15 protein-coding genes are annotated in these 17369 nt (G+C 47.1%); 11 read left to right on the top strand and 4 right to left on the bottom strand.

Translation table 11 applies throughout. From position 1 onward, the window contains the following. Positions 1 to 60: 60 nt before the first annotated feature. From R7P72_RS05140 to R7P72_RS05130, 3 genes are all read left to right on the top strand, one after another. A complete protein-coding gene (locus R7P72_RS05140; protein ID WP_213906960.1) occupies positions 61 to 1356 on the top strand; it encodes an MFS transporter in 1296 nt (431 codons plus the stop codon). Between the two features lie 101 nt (positions 1357 to 1457). Beyond that, the gene (locus R7P72_RS05135) at positions 1458 to 2474 is read left to right on the top strand and encodes a nuclear transport factor 2 family protein (RefSeq protein WP_005374772.1); all 1017 of its coding nucleotides are present in this window, start codon (positions 1458 to 1460) and stop codon (positions 2472 to 2474) included. Between the two features lie 177 nt (positions 2475 to 2651). Beyond that, on the top strand, positions 2652 to 3737 hold the full coding sequence (locus tag R7P72_RS05130; protein WP_017634480.1) for a porin: 1086 nt from the start codon (positions 2652 to 2654) through the stop codon (positions 3735 to 3737). 69 nt (positions 3738 to 3806) lie between these two features. On the opposite strand, the gene R7P72_RS05125 is transcribed toward R7P72_RS05130, so the two are convergent. The 4 genes from R7P72_RS05125 to hisD all read right to left on the bottom strand — a co-directional run bounded on the left by R7P72_RS05125 (position 3807) and on the right by hisD (position 7620). Next, positions 3807 to 4520 carry an alpha/beta fold hydrolase gene (locus R7P72_RS05125; protein ID WP_025768657.1) on the bottom strand — a complete coding sequence of 238 codons (714 nt, stop codon included), beginning with the start codon at positions 4518 to 4520 and terminating at the stop codon, positions 3807 to 3809. A 1-nt stretch (position 4521) separates the two neighbouring features. Next, the gene (locus tag R7P72_RS05120) at positions 4522 to 5526 is read right to left on the bottom strand and encodes a cupin (protein ID WP_025768658.1); all 1005 of its coding nucleotides are present in this window, start codon (positions 5524 to 5526) and stop codon (positions 4522 to 4524) included. Positions 5527 to 5591: 65 nt separating this feature from the next. Beyond that, on the bottom strand, positions 5592 to 6326 hold the full coding sequence (locus R7P72_RS05115; protein ID WP_005374763.1) for an SDR family NAD(P)-dependent oxidoreductase: 735 nt from the start codon (positions 6324 to 6326) through the stop codon (positions 5592 to 5594). A gap of 1 nt (position 6327) precedes the next feature. Then, the gene (gene hisD / locus R7P72_RS05110; protein ID WP_005374756.1) at positions 6328 to 7620 is read right to left on the bottom strand and encodes a histidinol dehydrogenase; all 1293 of its coding nucleotides are present in this window, start codon (positions 7618 to 7620) and stop codon (positions 6328 to 6330) included. Positions 7621 to 7909: 289 nt separating this feature from the next. On the opposite strand from hisD, the gene R7P72_RS05105 reads away from it, so the two are divergent. The 8 genes from R7P72_RS05105 to R7P72_RS05070 all read left to right on the top strand — a co-directional run bounded on the left by R7P72_RS05105 (position 7910) and on the right by R7P72_RS05070 (position 17188). Further along, positions 7910 to 8659, top strand: a complete 750-nt coding sequence (locus tag R7P72_RS05105) for an HpcH/HpaI aldolase family protein (RefSeq protein ID WP_005374748.1) — start codon at positions 7910 to 7912, stop codon at positions 8657 to 8659. 150 nt (positions 8660 to 8809) lie between these two features. Next, the gene (locus R7P72_RS05100) at positions 8810 to 9766 is read left to right on the top strand and encodes a LacI family DNA-binding transcriptional regulator (protein ID WP_025768661.1); all 957 of its coding nucleotides are present in this window, start codon (positions 8810 to 8812) and stop codon (positions 9764 to 9766) included. Positions 9767 to 10034: 268 nt separating this feature from the next. After that, positions 10035 to 11030, top strand: coding sequence for a TRAP transporter substrate-binding protein (locus R7P72_RS05095; RefSeq protein ID WP_054574866.1), 996 nt, complete (start codon positions 10035 to 10037; stop codon positions 11028 to 11030). Between the two features lie 58 nt (positions 11031 to 11088). Next, complete coding sequence (locus R7P72_RS05090) at positions 11089 to 11652, top strand: TRAP transporter small permease (RefSeq protein ID WP_318110388.1); 564 nt, start codon at positions 11089 to 11091, stop codon at positions 11650 to 11652. After that, the gene (locus tag R7P72_RS05085) at positions 11649 to 12929 is read left to right on the top strand and encodes a TRAP transporter large permease (RefSeq protein WP_054578612.1); all 1281 of its coding nucleotides are present in this window, start codon (positions 11649 to 11651) and stop codon (positions 12927 to 12929) included. The genes R7P72_RS05090 and R7P72_RS05085 overlap by 4 nt, the downstream gene beginning before the upstream one ends. Before the next feature lie 513 nt (positions 12930 to 13442). Next, a complete protein-coding gene (locus R7P72_RS05080) occupies positions 13443 to 14417 on the top strand; it encodes an ester cyclase (RefSeq protein ID WP_053307979.1) in 975 nt (324 codons plus the stop codon). 49 nt (positions 14418 to 14466) lie between these two features. After that, positions 14467 to 15462, top strand: a complete 996-nt coding sequence (locus tag R7P72_RS05075) for an ester cyclase (RefSeq protein ID WP_206970576.1) — start codon at positions 14467 to 14469, stop codon at positions 15460 to 15462. Then, positions 15455 to 17188, top strand: coding sequence for a sodium:solute symporter family transporter (locus R7P72_RS05070; RefSeq protein ID WP_213906962.1), 1734 nt, complete (start codon positions 15455 to 15457; stop codon positions 17186 to 17188). The genes R7P72_RS05075 and R7P72_RS05070 overlap by 8 nt, the downstream gene beginning before the upstream one ends. Positions 17189 to 17369: the final 181 nt, after the last annotated feature.

Raw genomic sequence — 17369 nt, 5'->3', positions numbered from 1 at the left:
GATCGTGTTCTTTAAGTTTGAATAGCAACAAATCCTAAGTGAAATAGAGGTTTATCGGTCATGAATGCCAAAAGACACATGAGCGAAGTTCCTATGATTCAAAGGGTAGCTGCCTATCTAGCGATACTGGTTGGTTACTTTTTCTATTGTTATAACTTTGTAATTATTGACTACGTACGCCCATACATCGTTGAAGCGTATGATGGTATTAGCCTGTCAGACACTGCCCAGTTCTATACATGGCAGTCGGTTGGTGCACTTATCGGTGCATTGAGCTGTGCTTGGTTCGCAACAAAATTTGGTAAGAAATCCACTCTTATTACCATCACAGCCCTAAACGGTGGCGCAACGATCATCAATATGATGTTCACCGACTACACAACATGGGCAGCAATGCGTTTCATCATTGGTTTGTCACTGGGTGGTTACTTCACCGTGGCAGTAAGCCTAATGATCGGCCTATTTACGCCAACGGTACGTGGTAAGTTGACGGCATTCGCGTCTTCTATGTTCTCTGTAGCACTGATGGTAATGGGTGCGTATGCAGCATTTATTGCAAGCATCGATGCACCATGGGAAAGCCTAATGCTTGTCGGTGGTATCCCACCATTGGCAGCCGCTGTTGTCATGATCTTTGTACTACCTAGCGACAGCAAAGTAATCGCTTACGGTGAAGAAGAGCAAGCAAAAGCAGAAGAATCAGATGCACCAGCGAAAAAAGGCTCTTGGGGCGAAATGCTAAGCAAGCCTTACCGTAAGATCACACTAACGTGTCTATTACTGGCTGGCCTTAACTTCTACGGTTTCCAATTCTTTGGTGGCTTCGTAACCACTTACCTACGTGATGTACGTATGTTCGACGGTGCAACCATCGGTCTCATCTTCTCTATCTCAGCATTTGGTTCACTGTTTGGTGCGTGGTTCTGGGGTTGGGTAGCTGACAAATTCGGTCGTAAGGTGAACGCATTTGGCTTCATCCTAGCAGGCATCATGGTTTCAATCTTCTTTGTTGCACCTGGCGACATGGTGATTGGCGGCCTAAACATGCTGGCTCTACTTGGTCTGATTTACAACTTCGGTCTGTCTTCTTCAGCGGTATGGGGTGGTTACTTCTCAGAACTGTTCCCAGCACACCTACGTAGCTACGGCGCGGCGCTATTCCACGGCGGTCGTATCCTCGGTATGTGGGCACCAATGGTACTTATCTTCATCCAAGAACGTACCGACCTACAAACCGCAATGTGGGGTTCACCAATCGTATGGATCCTTGCTGGTCTCCTATGGCTATCACTGCCAGAGACACTAAAAGGCGGCGTGTTCGATAAGAGCAAAAAAGCCGAAGCAGTAAAAGCGTAACTGAATTTCAAAAACTCCGGCTGGCTCCCCGGCCGGATGAAAAAACTTAATTTCGAGTCCTGTTCCCAAAGCCGACTCGACAGCAAATAAGAGAGTTTATTATGTCTAAATATCAAGAAGCGAAACGCGTTGTACGTGAATACTTCAGCGCAATGGAAAACGCAACTCACGAGAACGTGGCAGAAGTACTAAAAGCACACACTTCAGAAGATTACCTATGGCGTGGTGTTTACCCATTCCGTGAGCAACAAGGCGCTCAAGCAGCGGCTGACGTTTTCTGGGCTCCTTTGATGAAATCAATGACTCGCATGCAGCGTCGTCAAGACATCTTCATCGGTGGTGAGAACGAAGTAACATCAGGTGAAATCTGGGTAATGAGCATGGGTCACTTCATGGGTCTATTCGACGCTGAATACCTAGGCATGCGCCCAACTGGCAAAATCATGAACATCCGTTACGCAGAATTTAACTGTGTTGAAAACGGCAAGATCACTAAGACTGGCCTATTCCTAGATCTTCTAGGCGCGATGGACCAAGCGGGTTGTTACCCACTACCACCATCAACAGGTAAGCACTTCGTATACCCTGGTCCTCGTAACCACGACGGTCTACTGTTCGAAGACGCAGCACCAGAAGAAGGCGTAGCAACACTAGCACTAGTGAACAAGATGGTTGATGACCTATCTGCACTAAACGACAGCGGCGCTATGGGCTGCCCACCAGAAGTTCTTGAGAAGAGCTGGTCTAAAGACATGATCTGGTACGGTCCATGTGGTATCGGTGCGTCTTACACAATTCCTCGTTACCAACAGCAGCACCAATTGCCGTTCCGTAACAATTTGAAAGACAAGAAGTTTAACGGCCACGTATGTCGTTTCGCAGAAGGTAACTTCTCTTGTTTCTTCGGCTGGCCAAACCTATCTAACACGCCAATCGGTGGTTTCCTAGGTATGACAGGTGGTGAAGTACGTGCAGACATGCAAGTGGTTGACGTTTACTACCGTGACGGCGACAAGCTATCTGAGAACTGGGTACTGATCGACCTTCCTTACTGGCTAAAACAGCAAGGTCTAGACGTGTTCGAGCGTACTCAACAGATCCTAAACCCTTCTCTATAAGAAGTCCTAGGGGCGGATTGTCAACCCGCCTTTATGCTGCCTGAATCCCCTCTCGGTTCAGGCGACATGCTCCCAACTCGTGCCTCAAGGATGGGGCACAACCTCAAGATAGAACCCTTATTCAAAACGGGCATGAACGCACGGTGGCTTTCTGCGCCCTGAATAATGAGATTGATGATGAAAAAGTCGACCCTTTCTGCAGTGATTTTAGCAGCGCTTACTTCTAGCTCAGCCTTTGCTGCACACACTTTTGTTAATGACGCTGGCGACAGCCTAACCATCGATGGCCGTTTCGATCTTCGCTACCAAGACCGTGGCGGTGATGACAACGGCGAATGGAACAGCGGCAGCTCACGTTTCGGTTTGAAAGGCCAAATGGGTCTGGATAACGGCTGGACTGGTTTCGGTCACGCGGAATGGGGCTACAACTCTGGCGCGAACGGCGACAACATTTACGACCGCTTGCTATACGCAGGTGTTGATCACGAAAAATATGGCAAGATTGCTGCGGGTACTAAGCAGTGGTCTACCTTCTACGACGTAGCATGGTACACCGATTTAGGTCGTGTATTCGGTACTCGTGGCTCAGGTGTTTACAACCTAGCTGACTGGGGTATCGCATCCGGTGCTGGTCGTGCAGAAAACTCAATCACGTACCGTAATTCAATCAATGAAAAAGTGAGCTACGGCTTTACTTACCAAACCACGCGTGAAGATGTTGCTCTAGCAAGCAATGCGACAGCCTCATTGAAAAACGGCATGGGTGCGTCTATCACTTACAAACCGGTTGATGGCGTAACACTTGGTGCGGCTTACCATCAAAATGAAGTTGCTGATTTAGACGCAAGCGTGGTTGGCGTAGAAAACGGCGACAACATGCGCATCATGCTATTGGGCGCAAACTACAGCAACGGTGGCTTCTACGCAGGTGCGACTTTCCACGTTGGCGAAAACTGGGAAGCAGTGAGCCAAGGCGGTACGGACGTAATGTTCGATACCCTAGGTGGCGAAATCTACACTTACTACCACTTCGATAACGGCCTACGCCCAACGTTGAACTACAACTACATGGAAGATCGCGGTGACGAGACACAAGGCTACGAGCGTAACTTGCTGATTCCTGGTCTTGAATACCACTTCCAGAAGAACAAATTCCTAGTTTGGACTGAATACCAGTTCGACCTAGGTAAAGATCAGTACGATGGCAGCAAATTCGAAAACCGTGATGATCAATTCGCGGCAGGTATTCGCTACTACTTCTGATAATACTCATCGCTCACCACCTATACCCAAGTAACCTTAAGGTGGTGAGTGATGAAGTTCTTATCAACACTAAGCAAAGTTATCTTGAAGCCAAGTAGTCATCACTTCACTAATAATTAAAGGCTGCTCAAGCGTAGATAGATGCCCACACTCAGGGATAACATGAAGCGTGACGTTTGGGATGCATCGCTCCATGAGCAGATGATTGTCTAGCGGACAAAGCTTATCTTCTTTACCTGTTATCACCAACGTAGGAGCTTGAATGTCCGCCAATAAAGGTCGAGCATCCGGGCGAGTTGCTAACGCTTTAGCATGTGCTTCAAATGCCTCCAAACCTACATTGACCGCCATGCCTTCTATACGCTCAGTTAACGCTTTGTCTTGCAAACGGCTTGGATGAATCAGCACAGGCATTAGAGTATCAGGCGTAATGCTTTCAAATTCACCACTTAACGCTCGACTAACCAGTGCGTCGCGCTTTTGTGTCACCTCTGGCTTTTCATCCGCCGCGTTGGTGTCCATTAGCACCAAACCTCTGACTCTATCTGGCGCTTGGCGGTACACCTCAAAGGCAAGAATCCCACCCATTGATAGGCCACCCAAGACAAACTCCTGCGGTGCGTCTTGCAACACTTTCTGCGCCAGCTGTTCCATTGACGGCAATGAGGCCAGCGTCGGGCATGAAGGCTCAACCCAACTTGGCAACGCTCGGTTGACTTCCTCAAACAATGTGCCATCACAAAGTAGTCCGGGTAGCCAAACTAACGAGGTGGGTTGCGTCATTTTATTCTCCTGCCAGCGGCTTTGGTTGATCAGACCCAAGAATGCAATACGTCAAACTATTACCACGCAAGTTCGTCAGTGAATAAGACGCACCTTCTGGAACATTCAGCACATCACCGCGCGTTAAAACAACATTAGCTTGTTCGCCTTGATGCGTGAGGACCACCTCTGTATCGCCATCAAAGTTGATAAGTACTTGTTTTTCTTCTCGGCAGTGTTGAGGAATCGAGCCACCTTCAGAAAGCTCATAAGCCATGATGCTCACTTCATCTTCACTCTTTACTTGGAAGTCATAACTCGCCAAAGGATGACCCGTTAAGGCGTATTGTTTCACGTTGCTTCCGCCGAAATCGCCTTTGATTTCACGATAATCTTTTTGCAGAGCGACAAATGGCATCATCTCTTCTGCGGTGTAGGTATCGAAGGTCGCGAGCTCTTCTTCGGTAAGCAGCGGCATCAATTCTGATTCTTGTGGCACCGGGTCGCCATTAATGGTGTCCACGAGTGTGCCATCGGCTTTGAGGTATAAACCATAACCTTGACTGTCTTTAATAACGTTTGGATGCCAAATAACGCCGCCACCTGAATCGTCGCCGCCAAGTACCGAGAACATAAAGCCGTAATCGCGGCCAACCACTTCAAATCCACGGAAGAGATTGGTTGGAATCGAGATGACGTCACCGTGAGACAACACCGCCTCATGCTCTCCATCGTTCCCCCAATAAAAACGGAACTGACCTTTGAACACCAAGAAAAGCTCGGCGGTACGATGAGAGTGCAACGAATTTTTGATGCCCGGCGGTTGGCCTGCGGCACCAATGTTAAAGCCCGCCGTATCGCGAATATGAACATGTTGACGACTGCTTTCTGCCACCCCAGCACCGATAATGCAGAAGTTATCTTTCAGATCACTGCCTGGCGTGCGCGCATCAATAAACGCACTCGTACCCGGAATCAGTTCCATGTAGCGGACCAGATTATTATTCATTTTAGATTGTAGAGTCATTGTAAATCCTTGTTGTCCTTGTTTGGACCTAGCCTTTGAATTGTTAGTTACAAACCGAAAGTGTGTTACAGACCTAAAGGTCGCCCACCATCAACCGCGATGGTATTGCCTGTCGAGAAGGTAAGAAGATCTGCCACGGCGTACACGGCTTGAGCGACTTCTTCATCATTGGCTAAACGCTTAAGCGGTGTGGATTGTTCTTGTTGATTACGCCATGCGTCATCCAAGCCTTTGACAAACTCAGTGTCGACAAGCCCTGGAGCAACAGCCAGAACTCGAACCTCGGGAGACAGAGCGCGAGCTAAAGAACGGGTCATGTTCTCCGCGGCAGATTTACTTGCACAGTAAGCAATGTTGCTCCCCATCGCAGTCTGTGCCGCGATAGAAGTAATGTTCACCACACAACCATTGGCTTGCTTAAGCCAAGGCTCAAACGCTCGAACCATGGCAAAAGGCGCACGGACGTTCACTTGGAAAATTTGGTCAAACAGCTGGTCATCTAAACTTTGCAAATCAGAGTGCGCGACGAATTTCGTCATCCCCGCACAGTTGACCAACAAATCCAGCTTGTCGCTTATTTCACTGACTTGATGTTTAAGCTGTTCAATCGCACTAGAATCTGCCACGTTCAATTTGAATGCTAGATGCTCGTTACGTGGCAGCGAGGAAAGCACATCCTCGGCCGCTTTCTGATTACTGTTGTAAGTCAGAATTACGCGATATCCCGATTCAGCTAGCTTGCGACAAATGGCGGCACCCAGTCCGCCACTGCCGCCTGTGACTAAGGCAAGTTTCGACATATTACGCCTCTTCTACTTTGCCTTTGTAACGGCGCACACGAATATCCGCTTGCTCTTTGTGGCCAGCAAAACCTTCGAGTGCACACAAGCGAGAGCAATACTCACCGACTTTGAGGGACGCAGCTTCCGTTACACGCTGGTAAGTACAGGTTTTGATAAATTTACCTACCCAAAGACCACCGGTGTATCGCGCCGCTTTCTTCGTTGGCAGTGTATGGTTGGTACCAATACATTTATCGCCGTAAGAAACGTTGGTTTCACGACCTAGGAACAAGGCACCGTAGTTGGTCATGTTATCTAGGAAGTATTTAGGATCTTCGGTCATCACTTGAACGTGTTCAGAAGCGATATCGTCTGCCACTTCCACCATTTCTTCGTAGCTATCACACACAATCACTTGTCCGTAATCTGCCCACGCTTTACCCGCGACTTCAGCCGTTGGAAGAATGGTTAACTGACGTTCAATTTCTTTGATGGTTTCTTGCGCAAATGTTTCGCTATTGGTCAACAATACAGCGGGAGAGTTGTAACCATGCTCAGCCTGACCAAGCAAATCTGCTGCTGCTAATTCTGGGTCACAGCCTTTCTCATCGGCAATGACTAGGGTTTCCGTTGGGCCTGCAAACAAATCGATACCAACGCGACCAAACAACTGACGTTTTGCCTCTGCTACAAATGCGTTACCCGGCCCTACAATCATATCGACTGGCGCAATAGTCTCCGTGCCCAATGCCATAGCTCCTACCGCTTGAACACCACCGAAGCAGTAGATTTCATCCGCACCCGCCATTGCCATCGCAGCGACAATCGCCACATTCGGTTGGCCATTAAACGGAGGTGCACAAGCAATAACACGTTTTACGCCCGCGACTTTCGCCGTCAGTACACTCATGTGAGCGGATGCAACCAATGGGTATTTTCCACCAGGGATGTAACAACCCACGCTGTTGACTGGAATATTTTTATGCCCCAGTACCACACCAGGCATGGTTTCTACTTCGACGTCTTTCATTGAGTCACGTTGAATTTGAGCAAAGTTTCGAACTTGTTGCTGAGCGAACTCGATATCATGACGAGTCGATTCATCAAGCGCATCCACACAGGCTTGGATTTGCTCTTCTGACAGGCGGAATTGCTCCGGCGACCAGTTATCAAACTTTTCAGACAACTCACGTACAGCGCTATCACCTTTCGATTCAATATCAGCAAGAATGTTTTCAACAATCTGACGCACTTTTGCGTCGTTTGATGCTGATGCTTCTTCAGTGATTCCGTTTTTTAAAATGCGTGCCATTGGGTTTCTCCTTGAACATTGAGGCTGACGAACGGTTATTTTTATGCTTTTGGATACGAATGCAAAATCAGATTAAACACCTAATTAACATTTGACAAGTTAAGTCAACAAACCACAAAAACCACCCTTAAGCCTTTGTATTAATTAATTTAAACAAAGAAAAGCAAGTAATAAGGACCTTGATTTGGTTTAATTTTTAATCAAAAATGAGTTTTAGATCACATCATTTTTACTCATCATTTACATTTCACCGTGTTAGTTTTTGCATACCTTTGCAAAGGAGAGAATTATGAGCAATTTTAAGCAACGTCTGACTAAAGAAACGCTATTAGGTACATTTGTTAAAACCCCTCATCCTCACATTATCGAGGTATTGGCACTGGCAGAGTTGCCTTTTGTGGTACTGGATGCAGAGCACGCACCTTTCGATCGCTCCTCGCTTGATCTGTGCATCATGGCGGCCAGAGCGAATGACCTCGCGTGCGTGGTACGAGTACAAGACAGCGCCCCTTCAACCATTTTGAACGCGCTTGACTGTGGCGCGGCGGGTGTACAAATTCCCCATGTTTGTACTGCTGAGCAAGCGACGCAACTGGCGAAAATCTGCCATTACGGAGAAGGTGGCCGAGGGTATGCTGGTTCCAGTCGAGCAGCGCAATACGCCACTAAGCCCATGGTTGAACACTTAAAAGACAGCCGTGCGAATACGATTGTCATTGCACAAATTGAAGACCCTCAAGGGGTTGAAAATGTTGAAGCGATTGCCAATGTTGAAGGAATTGATGCGCTCTTCATTGGCCAAGTTGATCTCACTGTCGCTTATGGTGCTGATAGCGTTCATGATGAGAAAGTCGCACAAGCAAGTATGCGAGTAATCGAAGCGGCCAGAGCCGCCAATAAACCTGTTGGCATGTTTGTCGCGACGGCTCAACAAGCTCGGGAATGGCGTGAACTCGGCGTTAGCTTCTTTTGTGTTGGCTCTGAACACAAAATGATCATTGATGGCTTCAAGCAAGAGAGAAATGTGATGAATTCTTGAGTTTTCTCTGATATTTACGCCTTATCAATGTAATGCTCTAGACACAGAAATCCCCTAGCCCATACACTCAGCACGTATGAGAAGGTTCAATGGCCTTAAATAAGGAGTATCACCATTAAAGCGAAAGTAACTTCGATCGACGTCGCGAAGATGCTCGGCGTCTCTCAATCGACGGTATCTAGAGCATTCAGCCCGACTGCGAGTATTAGCGAGAAGAAACGCAAAATGGTGATGGATGCCGCAGCTAAGCTCGGATACACACCGAATGCCATCGCCCGAGGTCTGATTTCGAATCGTTCAGGCTTAGTGGCGATTGCGTTAGATAGCGAATCAAACCCAATGTACGACATGCAATCTCGTGCTTTGGCTGTCGAAATTCAAAAGCGAGGCGGACAAGTTGTGCTTTGCCCTATCGACAAGGACGACCTCGATCTCGCCATTTCACGCGCCATTGAATACCAAGTGGACGGACTCGTTATCGCCACCAGCCGTTTAACCTCACGCGCGTTTGCCCAATGCGAAAAGTTTGGCGTTCATTTAAGCTTGATCAACCGCTACGCCGAGGGTATTAATGCCAATAGCTCTGGTATTGATAACCGATTGGCGGGCCAACAAGCAGCCGAGTATTTAACGCAGAAAGGCGCAAAACAGTGTGCTTACATCAGTGGCGATGCTGGCTCCATGACCAGTGAAGAGCGTTGGCTGGGTTTCTCTTCAAAATTGCAAGAACTCGGCTCCCCGTCACCAACCTTTATCCAAGCCAAGTACAGCTTTGAAGCAGGCTTAGAAGCGGCGAAAGCGATCTTGTCGCACACTAGCAAACCCGATGCAATTTTTTGTGCAAACGACATCCTCGCCATGGGTGTGATGGATGGCTTGCGACAAGCCGGAGCAAAGATCCCCCAAGACTTCTCTGTGATGGGTGTAGATAACATTCCGATGTCTGCATGGCCGAGCTATGATTTGACCACCATTGCTCAACCAGTCGACAAAATTGTTAAACGAGCGGTTGAAGACTTGATGAATCGAATCAACGGCAACCTGGATGCAACTGGCGAATACCTTTTCGAGCAAGGCACCTTGATCGAACGTAGTAGCACCATTTAATAAATCCATTTTTATTCATTCTTCATAAAACAAAATGCCTTGCTTTCGAGTAAGGCATTTTCTGTGATCACGATTAAATTTTCACCAATCGTTATTTAATACCTCATCAATTCATCAATCTTGTTATTGACTTGTTACTTTAATGTTTTATTTTGGATTCGTATGCAAAATGGATATGAATTGCTCAACTAATTTATAAAAACATAAAAAGTTGTGTGACTTGCCGACGAATGCCCATGGCAGGTCATACCAGAAACAAGGAAGAACGATGAAGAAAGCAATCCTTACTTCACTTACCGCACTGGGGCTTGCATTTAGCAGTATGAATACGTTTGCAACCAGTGTTATTCGTCTTGCTCATGACAGTCAAGAAACCTCTCCCGTACACAAAGCAATGCTCTATTTCGAACAAGAAGTGGAAGCTCGCTCAAACGGTGAGATAGAAGTTGAAATCTATCCGGCAAGACAACTAGGCGATGTGCGTGAGACGACTGAACTCGTACAGCAAGGCAACTTACAAATGACGTTTGGTGCGTCAGTTTTACTCTCTCCCTACGTCCCAGAGTTTAACGTGCTCGACGTGTTCTACCTTTTTGATAGCGAAGAGCAAGCACACAAAGCGCTCGACAGTGAGAAGATCGGACAACCATTGTTGAATGCTATGGAATCAAAAGGCTTTCATGGACTTGGCTTTATGGAGGTCGGCTTTCGTAGCGTGACCAACAACAAACAGCCAATTGATAGTATTGAGGACCTGAAAGGGCTAAAGATTCGCTCGGCATCTAACCCCACTCAAATAAGCGCGTGGAAATCTATTGGTACTGCGCCAACACCTCTGTCTTGGGGAGAAATTTTCACCTCGTTACAACAAGGCCTGATTAACGCTCAAGAAAGTGCTATCTACTCTATTTATGCCGAACGTTTTTACGAGGCACAAAAGTACCTCTCTTTAACTAACCATATATACACCAACTACGTGTTGTTCATGAACAAATCGTTTTGGGATTCACTGCCGGCCGCACAACAAGCGCTGATCAGTGAAGTAAGCAAAGAAACCATCGCAAAACAGCGTGAGCTCGCCGCTAAGCAAAACCAAGAAGTAATCAAAGAGCTCGAAGCAAAAGGCATGACGGTTAACATCGTCCCAGACGAGGTACGCAGCATCATGAAAGAGAAAATGAATGCGGCCGTGTACCAGGACTTGCGCAGTAAAACGGGTAAAGACTTGTTTGACAACGTGATGGCCGAGATAGAACGCCTATAACTCCCACTCTTTTTCACGATCTGGCAACAGGTCGTGCTTTCTCGTTTTGGAGGTGAACATGAAGTGGTTTCGCTTACTAGGCAAATACCTAGAACCAACCCTTATCGTTATCGCGATCTCAACGATGACAACTTTACTGTGCTTGCAAATCGCCCTACGCCTGTTCGATGCAACGATCGCGTGGGCTGAAGAGCTGGCTCGTTATTTATTCGTATGGGCGATGTACCTGAGCATCAGCTACTGTATCCGAGATGATCGACACATCCGCATTCGTGTGTTCATCGATAAACTCCCGGGCAATTGGACACAATTCAGTTTGATTGTCTCTGATATTATCTACCTTGCCTTTAGTGCCACTGTCGCCTGGTTTGGATTTAAAGTTATCAACCGTAGCCTGCAACTCGGTCAGATTGCTCCCGCAATGGAAATACCTATTGCTTGCCTGTATGCGTCCGTTTTGGTTTGCGCAATCTTAAGCTGTGTACGCTTGGTAACTAGCATTTATCAACGCACTCGCGCTCTATCCAATACCAGCGAACGGATACGCTTTTCACGCCAACGCTATCGCCATCTTAAAGCAAAGTATCGTACTTCTAACCGACTATTGGAGTTTAACGCATGACGTCTGCACTTTTGTTTGGCAGCTTTGGTCTGCTTCTGCTCATTGGCGTTCCGGTCGGTATTGCTCTGGCGGCAGCCAGTATGGTCGCGATATTAAGCCTGCCATTCCTTAACATCGAGTTTTTAGTACAAGGCTTGGTGACAGGGCTCGACTCCTTCCCTCTCCTCGCCGTCGTTCTTTTTACCTTAGCAGGTAACCTTATGAGCCAAGGAGGGATCTCAAAACGATTATTGCATGTGGCGGAGGTCTTCTTTGGCCACTTTACTGGCGGGCTTGGTATCGTGGCCATTGTGGCGTGTATGTTCTTCGCATCCATCTCTGGAACAGGGTCTGCCACTGTTGCCGCTATCGGCCTGACGATGATTCCTTCGATGGTGAAGAAAGGCTACGACCGCAGCTTTGCAGGTGCTTTAATCGCGTCCTCCGGCGGAATTGGCGTCATTATTCCACCCTCTGTGGTGATGATCGTCTACGCGATCACTGCTGAAGTCTCCGTCACTAAGATGTTCATGGCGGGCATCATTCCTGGCTTGGTCGTCGGTATGGTTTTGATCGGCTATTGTCTAATTGTCTCAAAATTGCGGGGCTACACAGGTAACGAGCGCAAAGCGACCTGGGCAGAGCGTCTTGATGCGCTAAAAGAAGCCAGTTGGGCAATGCTACTCCCCGTGATCATTCTCGGCGGTATCTATTCCGGTATCTTCACACCTACCGAATCAGCCGCCATTGGTGTGCTCTATGGCTTATTCTTTGGCATGTTTGTTTATAAAGAGCTCAAACCAGCGCAAGTTGTGAAAATCATTCTAGAGTCGTCACTGTTAGTTGGCGCAGTACTCGTCATTGTGGGTGCGTCCGTGACGTTTGGCCGCATATTGACCCTAGAACGTCTACCGACCGAGATTGCTCAGTTCATTCTATCGATTACTGAAAACAAACTTCTGATACTGCTTTGCATCAATGTCCTGTTGTTGCTTGTCGGTACCTTTATGGAAACGCTGGCAGCCATTGTTATTCTCACGCCAATTCTGTTACCCATTACGTCAGCACTCGGCATGGATCCCGTTCATTTTGGGATCGTGATGATCGTGAACTTGGCCATTGGCTTTGTTACGCCTCCTCTGGGTGCCAACCTGTTTATGGCAAGTCAGGTAGGCAAAGTACCGATAGAGTCGCTCTCTAAAGCCATCATGGGTTGGATTGGTGCAATGATAGTGGCCTTGATGTTGATTACCTTCATCCCTGCCATCTCGCTATCATTACCTGCGCTTTTATCCTGATCGTTGCACTCATAGAGCGCTTATGACTGTTATAGCCACTAGATAAACACCTTTCTAGTGGCTTATTCGTTATCTACTTCCGATTTAATAAAAAAGCCTTTAAGCATTCGTATGCAAAGGGAAAATCTGAAAGATATTAGGATAATTGACACCAAAATAGCTGAATATTAGCGATAAAGTCTATTTGGGTGCCTTGATCTGCATGATTATCAGTTTTGGCTTAATCATTTGTTTCCATTCAAACAGATCAAAATAAATTAAGCGATTAAAAAACAATAAGATACTAGAAAATTCATACAAAAAACTTTGACCTCCTTTCTTATTAACACGTCTCGATAAGAGATAGCTTCCATCTCGCCTGTACTTTTTTAGTTTATTTTCCGCTCAATTGTTAAAAATCTGATCATCAGCACGCTATTTAAACAACCGAAAAACAATCCGTTGACAAAATGGCAACATGATATATTTTGAATACGTAATCAAAACATAATTATTCAATTACGGAGGTGATTTATGGCCATGGTTGGCTTCGATGAAAAGTGGCGTGATTTTCCCGACTACATTCTTGGTATCACAAAAGAGATTTGGGAAGACCGAGGTTTAAACACCTTAGAACACTACTACTCTCCCGACATTGTTGTGCGTACTCCACTCTCTATCGTTCAAGGAAACGAAGGGGTGATCAGTGCAACAATGGCGACACTGGCCGAGTTTCCCGATCGCACGCTATATGGCGAAGACGTCATTTGGTCAGGCACCCCGGAACAAGGCATGCTTTCTTCTCATCGAATCATCTCTACTGCAACACACAGTGGCAACGGCTTCTACGGGCAAGCCTCGAACCGCAAAATTCGTTTCCGTATTATCGCAGATTGCCACGCTATCAATAACCAAATCAATGACGAATGGTTGGTTCGCGATCAAGCCGATATCGCGAAACAACTGGGTATGACGTCAGAAGAGTTTGCACGCCAACAAATCGAATTTGAAGGTGGCGTGGAATCAAGCCCATTTCCGTTCACACCTGAAGTCGACATTCCTGGACCTTATTTGGGCGTAGGCAACGACAACGAATATGGTCAGCGATACGAAGCAATTCTCAGAAGCCTTATGAATGCCGAGTTCTCTATAGTACCGAAAGAGTACGACCGCGCTTGCATCGGCGAATACAGTGGCGGTCAAACTGCCCTATCACACTCGGAAGTCGATCATTTTTGGATGGCACTTCGTGCGTCTTTCCCAAATGCTCAATTTACCGTTCACCATCGTATTGGCCGAGATGACGACATGATGTCACCACGCGCGGCAATTCGATGGTCTTTGCACGGTAAGCATGAGGGATACGGGATGTTTGGTAAGCCTTCAGGAAAAGAGGTTTACATCATGGGGATCAGCCACGCTGAGTTTGGCCCTTGGGGTCTTCGTCGCGAATTCACTTTGTTTGACGAGACCGCAATCTGGAAGCAAATCCTGCTACAACAAGGCTAACGGCTGACTAAACACTATTTATTAAAATCACAGACAGTAAGGAAGCAACATGTCACTCAACATCATCGAACAGTTCTACCAGAACTACTTCAAAGCCGCAGACATCGAGCAAAAACAGGCCGCTCTGCAAACTTTGAACCCTGACGTAAAATGGTGCGTGGCGCACCCTGTGAACGATCTTAATGGCCCAGATGCAACCCACGAATCTTTCCTCTCACCACTTGTGAATGCTTTGCCTGACGCCGAGCGCCGACCAATAATTGTGATGCACGGCGAATACGAAGGCCGCACTTGGTACAACTCTACCGGCTACTTTATCGGTACATTTGAACAACCACTATTTGGCATCCCAGCAACAGGGAAAACACTCTACTTGCGTTACACCGAAATGGTGTGTGTGGAGAACGACCAAATCACCGAATCTTACATGATCCCAGACTTCATCGACGCGATGAATCAAGCAGGCTGCAACCCTCTTCGTAAAAGTTTAGGTCACGATGGCTTGGTTCCTTCTCCTGCGACTTCTGACGGTATTCAACAATCTGTTGTGTCTTTGGGAGAAAGTGAAAAGAGCGCCCAGCTGGTTGAAGATATGCTGTCTTGCTTGGGTCGTTTTGATGGTCAAGATCTTTTCTCGATGGATTTAGAAAACTACTGGCACAATGACTTCATGTGGTACGGCCCTGCAGGTATTGGTACTACGCGCGGTATCAAAGGTTTCCGTAACCACCACCAAGCACCATTCGTGTTCGCCTTCCCTGATCGAAGTGTCGATATTGAGGTCAATTTTTTGGCCAAAAATGACTACGTATCCACAGGTGGTTGGCCACATATGCATGGTACTCACACTGGTCACAGTGGCTGGCTCGGTCTCGCCCCGACAGGAAAACACATCGAACTTCGCGTTATGGACATTTGGCGACGCGAAGGCGATTTACTGAAGGAAAACTGGGTGGCGATCGACATCGTTCATATCCTGCTGCAGCTTGGCTATGACGTGTTTGCACAAATGAAAGAACAGTTAGAAGGACCTAATTATGCATGAGTTTGGCGCACTTAACTGGAGCATCCTTGGGGGATACATCGCCCTAACGCTAGTATTGGGTGCGGTGATTGGTAAGCGAGTAACTTCAGCTAGCCAATTCGCTTTGGGTGATAAGAGCATCCCTTGGTGGGCGATCGGTATTTCTGTCGTTTGTACTTACGTGAGTGCCATGTCGTTCCTTGGCGGGCCAGCTTGGTCTTACAAAGAAGGCCTGTCGGTTATCGCGATTCACCTCAATTATCCGCTGGTGATCTTCTTCATCGTGGCTGTGTTTATGCCGTTTTTCTACAACAGCGGTTTAACCTCCATCTACGAGTATCAAGAACGACGCTTCGGTAAGGCTTCACGACTGACTTTGTCGTTTATCTTCCTTATCAAACAAGCATTGAGCTCGGCAGCCGTACTCTACGCGACAGCAATGATTTTAGAGTTCATTACTGGTATCGACGTGATGTACTGCATCATGATCGTCACTGCAATTGCCCTTATCTACACCGTAATGGGCGGTATCGCGGCTGTCATTTGGACCGATGTGATTCAAGCTGTAATCTTATTTATTGGCGCATTCATCATCATTGAAGCCGTTTGGAATGGCATGCCTGCTCCAATGACGGAGGTCATGGCAGAGCTCAAAGCGAAAGGAATGACCGATGCCCTACAGACAAGTTTTGACCTAAGCCAAGTAACGACGGTATGGGCTGGCGTTATCGCAATGACGATGTTCCACACCACCGTGTATGGCGGTAACCAGATGATGGTACAACGTTGTATGGCCGCGAAAAACATGGGCGATGCGAAAAAGGCAATGTTGATGATGGGCTACGTGGCCTTCTTTATTTACTTTGTCTTTATCTTGCTTGGCGTCCTATTCAACGCTTATTACGACGGTAAAGAGTTTGAAAATGGCAACACCATCATTCTTCATTACGCGAGTGAATATGGAATGCCAGGCTTGATGGGCATCATTGCAGCTGCGATTCTGGCGGCAAGTATGTCGAGTCTCGATTCCGCCTTTAACTCAATGGCGACCGTTTCTGTGGCTGACTTTTACAAACGCTTCTACAAGCAAAACGAGTCGGAAGAGCATTACTTAAAGGTATCGCGTTTCTTCACGGTGGCGTGGGCGATTTTGGTCATCATTCCAGCGATCATGTTTGCCACCAGCACCGGCTCGGTACTGGAAGTGCTGAGTAAGGCAGGCTCTTACTTTGTCGGTGCGAGCTTCTGTATGTTTGTCCTTGGGTTCTACTCAAAACACATTACTGAAAAAGGCTTGTTGATTGGCGTTGCTGCTAGCTTCTTGGTGATTTGGTATGTAGCCGTTGCGACCGATATTGCGTGGCCTTGGTATTGCGTGATTGGCGTCCTTGTGAATGCCGTTGTTGCTTACATTGCTAGCCTTCTCCTGACGGGTAAACAAGATGAAATGCATCTTTACACAGTGAAAGGCCAGCAAGCGGAATATGCTCGTCTAAATAAACCAATCAAGGAAGATGGTTGGTATGTCGTTCCCGGCAAAATCGATGCTCCATGTTATGGCTTACTAGTGATGTTTGTGTTCTCTCTCGTGATGCTTTGGGGGATCAACGCGTTTACCGACAACGCTCCTATGCTGATTAACTTTATGCGTGGCTGCTCTATTCTTGTCGCAACCGCTTGCATCGGATACATGGGGTATTCACTCCTCTCCCCGAAACGTAAAGTTGCAGTCAAACAAGCAAATTAATGTTCTTTACGTAGATACTGTACGTCCAACAAACGGACAGTATCTACGCTCTAGCTCTAGTGCTAGCTCAAAGCAAATCGAATGGGTTAACCCACATTTTGCTTTTTAATACTCCAAAGCCATTATTCTACTTAGGATACCCGTTGAACATTTATGAATACGTACCTATTTATGCTAGTCT

It is taken from the genome of Vibrio sp. Vb0888 (assembly GCF_033338835.1).
Classification (GTDB): Bacteria; Pseudomonadota; Gammaproteobacteria; order Enterobacterales; family Vibrionaceae; genus Vibrio; species Vibrio alginolyticus.
Note: the sequence above shows the minus strand (reverse complement) of the source record. Positions and strands in the feature narration are given on the sequence as shown.

Bases quoted from the DNA above. Each gene is read 5' to 3' on its own strand.
- R7P72_RS05095 (WP_054574866.1), top strand. From the start codon at position 10,035: ATGAAGAAAGCAATCCTTACTTCACTTACCGCACTGGGGCTTGCATTT.
- R7P72_RS05105 (WP_005374748.1), top strand. From the start codon at position 7,910: ATGAGCAATTTTAAGCAACGTCTGACTAAAGAAACGCTATTAGGTACA.
- R7P72_RS05130 (WP_017634480.1), top strand. From the start codon at position 2,652: ATGAAAAAGTCGACCCTTTCTGCAGTGATTTTAGCAGCGCTTACTTCT.
- R7P72_RS05120 (WP_025768658.1), bottom strand. From the start codon at position 5,526: ATGACTCTACAATCTAAAATGAATAATAATCTGGTCCGCTACATGGAA.
- R7P72_RS05140 (WP_213906960.1), top strand. From the start codon at position 61: ATGAATGCCAAAAGACACATGAGCGAAGTTCCTATGATTCAAAGGGTA.
- R7P72_RS05100 (WP_025768661.1), top strand. From the start codon at position 8,810: ATGCTCGGCGTCTCTCAATCGACGGTATCTAGAGCATTCAGCCCGACT.
- R7P72_RS05135 (WP_005374772.1), top strand. From the start codon at position 1,458: ATGTCTAAATATCAAGAAGCGAAACGCGTTGTACGTGAATACTTCAGC.
- hisD (WP_005374756.1), bottom strand. From the start codon at position 7,620: ATGGCACGCATTTTAAAAAACGGAATCACTGAAGAAGCATCAGCATCA.
- R7P72_RS05090 (WP_318110388.1), top strand. From the start codon at position 11,089: ATGAAGTGGTTTCGCTTACTAGGCAAATACCTAGAACCAACCCTTATC.
- R7P72_RS05115 (WP_005374763.1), bottom strand. From the start codon at position 6,326: ATGTCGAAACTTGCCTTAGTCACAGGCGGCAGTGGCGGACTGGGTGCC.
- R7P72_RS05070 (WP_213906962.1), top strand. From the start codon at position 15,455: ATGCATGAGTTTGGCGCACTTAACTGGAGCATCCTTGGGGGATACATC.
- R7P72_RS05075 (WP_206970576.1), top strand. From the start codon at position 14,467: ATGTCACTCAACATCATCGAACAGTTCTACCAGAACTACTTCAAAGCC.
- R7P72_RS05085 (WP_054578612.1), top strand. From the start codon at position 11,649: ATGACGTCTGCACTTTTGTTTGGCAGCTTTGGTCTGCTTCTGCTCATT.
- R7P72_RS05125 (WP_025768657.1), bottom strand. From the start codon at position 4,520: ATGACGCAACCCACCTCGTTAGTTTGGCTACCCGGACTACTTTGTGAT.
- R7P72_RS05080 (WP_053307979.1), top strand. From the start codon at position 13,443: ATGGCCATGGTTGGCTTCGATGAAAAGTGGCGTGATTTTCCCGACTAC.